The 4964-nt window shown below is 58.9% G+C and carries 2 rRNA genes; both read right to left on the reverse strand.

Annotated features, from left to right (window positions below):
- Positions 1-23 precede the first annotated feature (23 nt).
- Positions 24-3145, reverse strand: a 23S ribosomal RNA gene (locus OP79_RS48615).
- 237 nt (positions 3146-3382) lie between these two features.
- Positions 3383-4864, reverse strand: a 16S ribosomal RNA gene (locus tag OP79_RS48620).
- Together the 16S and 23S rRNA genes form the textbook arrangement of a ribosomal RNA operon.
- Positions 4865-4964: the final 100 nt, after the last annotated feature.

A 4964-nucleotide genomic window follows, 5' to 3' on the forward strand; every position in this document is an offset into this window, starting at 1 on the left:
GACACAGTGGACGCGAGCAATCTGGGGACAAGCCCTCGGCCTATTAGTACCGGTCACCTCCACACCTTGCGGTGCTTCCAGATCCGGCCTATCAACCCCATCGTCTCTGGGGAGCCTTAACCCCTCAAGGGGGTGGGAGTCCTCATCTCGAAGCAGGCTTCCCGCTTAGATGCTTTCAGCGGTTATCCCTCCCGAACGTAGCCAACCAGCCATGCCCTTGGCAGAACAACTGGCACACCAGAGGTTCGTCCGTCCCGGTCCTCTCGTACTAGGGACAGCCCTTCTCAAGACTCCTGCGCGCGCAGCGGATAGGGACCGAACTGTCTCACGACGTTCTAAACCCAGCTCGCGTACCGCTTTAATGGGCGAACAGCCCAACCCTTGGGACCGACTCCAGCCCCAGGATGCGACGAGCCGACATCGAGGTGCCAAACCATCCCGTCGATATGGACTCTTGGGGAAGATCAGCCTGTTATCCCCGGGGTACCTTTTATCCGTTGAGCGACGGCGCTTCCACAAGCCACCGCCGGATCACTAGTCCCGACTTTCGTCCCTGCTCGACCCGTCGGTCTCACAGTCAAGCTCCCTTGTGCACTTACACTCACCACCTGATTGCCAACCAGGCTGAGGGAACCTTTGGGCGCCTCCGTTACTCTTTAGGAGGCAACCGCCCCAGTTAAACTACCCATCAGACACTGTCCCCGATCCGGATCACGGACCCGGGTTAGACATCCAGCACGACCAGACTGGTATTTCAACGACGACTCCCCCTGAACTGGCGTCCAGAGTTCACAGTCTCCCAGCTATCCTACACAAGCCGAACCGAACACCAATATCAAACTGTAGTAAAGGTCCCGGGGTCTTTCCGTCCTGCTGCGCGAAACGAGCATCTTTACTCGTAGTGCAATTTCACCGGGCCTATGGTTGAGACAGTCGAGAAGTCGTTACGCCATTCGTGCAGGTCGGAACTTACCCGACAAGGAATTTCGCTACCTTAGGATGGTTATAGTTACCACCGCCGTTTACTGGCGCTTAAGTTCTCAGCCTCGCCCGACCGAAGTCGGACTAACCGGTCCCCTTAACGTTCCAGCACCGGGCAGGCGTCAGTCCGTATACCTCGCCTTACGGCTTCGCACGGACCTGTGTTTTTAGTAAACAGTCGCTTCTCGCTGGTCTCTGCGGCCACCCCCAGCTCAAGGAGCAAGTCCTCTCACCGGTGATGGCCCCCCTTCTCCCGAAGTTACGGGGGCATTTTGCCGAGTTCCTTAACCATAGTTCACCCGAACGCCTCGGTATTCTCTACCTGACCACCTGAGTCGGTTTGGGGTACGGGCCGCCGTAAAACTCGCTAGAGGCTTTTCTCGACAGCATAGGATCATCCACTTCACCACAATCGGCTCGGCATCGGGTCTCACCCACATGTCATCCGGATTTACCTGGATGACGGGCTACACCCTTACCCCGGGACAACCACCGCCCGGGCTGGACTACCTTCCTGCGTCACCCCGTCACTCACCTACTACCAGCTTGGGCCGGCGGCTCCACCACTTTCCTTCCCCCGAAGGGTCCGGAACGGCTTCACGGCCTTAGCATCACTGGATTCAGCGTTTGACGCTTCACAGCGGGTACCGGAATATCAACCGGTTCTCCATCGACTACGCCTGTCGGCCTCGCCTTAGGTCCCGACTTACCCTGGGCAGATCAGCTTGACCCAGGAACCCTTGGTCAATCGGCGCACACGTTTCCCACGTGTGTATCGCTACTCATGCCTGCATTCTCACTCGTGAACCGTCCACCACTCGCTTACGCGGCGGCTTCACCCGGCACACGACGCTCCCCTACCCATCCGTACGGGCGTTGGCCCTGTTGTACGAATGACACGACTTCGGCGGTACGCTTGAGCCCCGCTACATTGTCGGCGCGGAATCACTTGACCAGTGAGCTATTACGCACTCTTTCAAGGATGGCTGCTTCTAAGCCAACCTCCTGGTTGTCTGTGCGACTCCACATCCTTTCCCACTTAGCGTACGCTTGGGGGCCTTAGTCGATGCTCTGGGCTGTTTCCCTCTCGACCATGGAGCTTATCCCCCACAGTCTCACTGCCGCGCTCTCACTTACCGGCATTCGGAGTTTGGCTAAGGTCAGTAACCCGGTAGGGCCCATCGCCTATCCAGTGCTCTACCTCCGGCAAGAAACACACGACGCTGCACCTAAATGCATTTCGGGGAGAACCAGCTATCACGGAGTTTGATTGGCCTTTCACCCCTAACCACAGGTCATCCCCCAGGTTTTCAACCCTGGTGGGTTCGGCCCTCCACGACCTCTTACAGCCGCTTCAGCCTGCCCATGGCTAGATCACTCCGCTTCGGGTCTTGAGCGCGCTACTGAATCGCCCTGTTCGGACTCGCTTTCGCTACGGCTCCCCCACACGGGTTAACCTCGCAACACACCGCAAACTCGCAGGCTCATTCTTCAAAAGGCACGCAGTCACGACGCACCGAGTAAACTCGATGCGCGACGCTCCCACGGCTTGTAGGCACACGGTTTCAGGTACTATTTCACTCCGCTCCCGCGGTACTTTTCACCATTCCCTCACGGTACTATCCGCTATCGGTCACCAGGGAATATTTAGGCTTAGCGGGTGGTCCCGCCAGATTCACACGGGATTTCTCGGGCCCCGTGCTACTTGGGTGTCTCTCCAACGAGCCGCTGATGTTTCGACTACGGGGGTCTTACCCTCTACGCCGGACCTTTCGCATGTCCTTCGCCTACATCAACGGTTTCTGACTCGTCGACCAGCCGGCAGACTGATCAAGAGAGATCCCACAACCCCGTACACGCAACCCCTGCCGGGTCTCACACGTGTACGGTTTGGCCTCATCCGGTTTCGCTCGCCACTACTCCCGGAATCACGGTTGTTTTCTCTTCCTGCGGGTACTGAGATGTTTCACTTCCCCGCGTTCCCTCCACACACCCTATGTGTTCAGGTGTGGGTGACAGCCCATGACGACTGCCGGGTTTCCCCATTCGGAAACCCCCGGATCACAGCCTGGTTGACGGCTCCCCGGGGACTATCGTGGCCTCCCACGTCCTTCATCGGTTCCTGGTACCAAGGCATCCACCGTGCGCCCTTAAAAACTTGGCCACAGATGCTCGCGTCCACTGTGCAGTTCTCAAACAACGACCAACCACCCATCACCCCGCGTGCCCGACACCCTCGCCTCTCCTCATCGCTTTCCACGCCGAAGCAGTACTCGCGACCCAGAGCAGGTCGAGTGTGCCGAATAGTCAACGTTCCACCCATGAGCAACCACCGCAGAACGTTCGCCTGCGTTGTGGCCCTGGACGCCGGCCCCGAAGAGCAGGCGCCTACCGAAGAGCAGGCGCCTATGATCCAGCCGCACCTTCCGGTACGGCTACCTTGTTACGACTTCGTCCCAATCGCCAGTCCCACCTTCGACCGCTCCCCCCACGGGCGGTGTGTACAAGGCCCGGGAACGTATTCACCGCAGCACTGCTGATCTGCGATTACTAGCAACTCCGACTTCATGGGGTCGAGTTGCAGACCCCAATCCGAACTGAGACCGGCTTTTTGAGATTCGCTCCACCTTGCGGTATCGCCGCTCATTGTACCGGCCATTGTAGCACGTGTGCAGCCCAAGACATAAGGGGCATGATGACTTGACGTCGTCCCCACCTTCCTCCGAGTTGACCCCGGCGGTCTCCCGTGAGTCCCCAACCCCTCCGAAGAGAGTTGCTGGCAACACGGGACAAGGGTTGCGCTCGTTGCGGGACTTAACCCAACATCTCACGACACGAGCTGACGACAGCCATGCACCACCTGTCACCCGGCCACAAGGGGGGCACCATCTCTGATGCTTTCCGGGCGATGTCAAGCCTTGGTAAGGTTCTTCGCGTTGCGTCGAATTAAGCCACATGCTCCGCTGCTTGTGCGGGCCCCCGTCAATTCCTTTGAGTTTTAGCCTTGCGGCCGTACTCCCCAGGCGGGGAACTTAATGCGTTAGCTGCGGCACCGACGACGTGGAATGTCGCCAACACCTAGTTCCCACCGTTTACGGCGTGGACTACCAGGGTATCTAATCCTGTTCGCTCCCCACGCTTTCGCTCCTCAGCGTCAGTAATGGCCCAGAGATCCGCCTTCGCCACCGGTGTTCCTCCTGATATCTGCGCATTTCACCGCTACACCAGGAATTCCGATCTCCCCTACCACACTCCAGCCTGCCCGTATCGAATGCAGACCCGGGGTTAAGCCCCGGGCTTTCACACCCGACGTGACAAGCCGCCTACGAGCTCTTTACGCCCAATAATTCCGGACAACGCTTGCGCCCTACGTATTACCGCGGCTGCTGGCACGTAGTTAGCCGGCGCTTCTTCTGCAGGTACCGTCACCGTGAGGCTTCTTCCCTGCTGAAAGAGGTTTACAACCCGAAGGCCGTCATCCCCCACGCGGCGTCGCTGCATCAGGCTTGCGCCCATTGTGCAATATTCCCCACTGCTGCCTCCCGTAGGAGTCTGGGCCGTGTCTCAGTCCCAGTGTGGCCGGTCGCCCTCTCAGGCCGGCTACCCGTCGTCGCCTTGGTGAGCCGTTACCTCACCAACCAGCTGATAGGCCGCGGGCTCATCCTCCACCGCCGGAGCTTTCAACCCCCACCCAGGAGAGTGGAAGTGATATCCGGTATTAGACCCCGTTTCCAGGGCTTGTCCCGGAGTGGAGGGCAGATTGCCCACGTGTTACTCACCCGTTCGCCACTAATCCCCCACCGAAGCGGGTTCATCGTTCGACTTGCATGTGTTAAGCACGCCGCCAGCGTTCGTCCTGAGCCAGGATCAAACTCTCCGTGAATGTTTACCGCGGAACCCCCGGGCGGAATAAGCCCGGCGGTTCACAGCGTCCTCGCTGTGTTGTTTTTCAAAGGAACCACGCCACCGGAAAGATCCGGTGG

The organism is Streptomyces yerevanensis (assembly GCF_000716805.1).
GTDB lineage: Bacteria > Actinomycetota > Actinomycetes > Streptomycetales > Streptomycetaceae > Streptomyces > Streptomyces flaveus.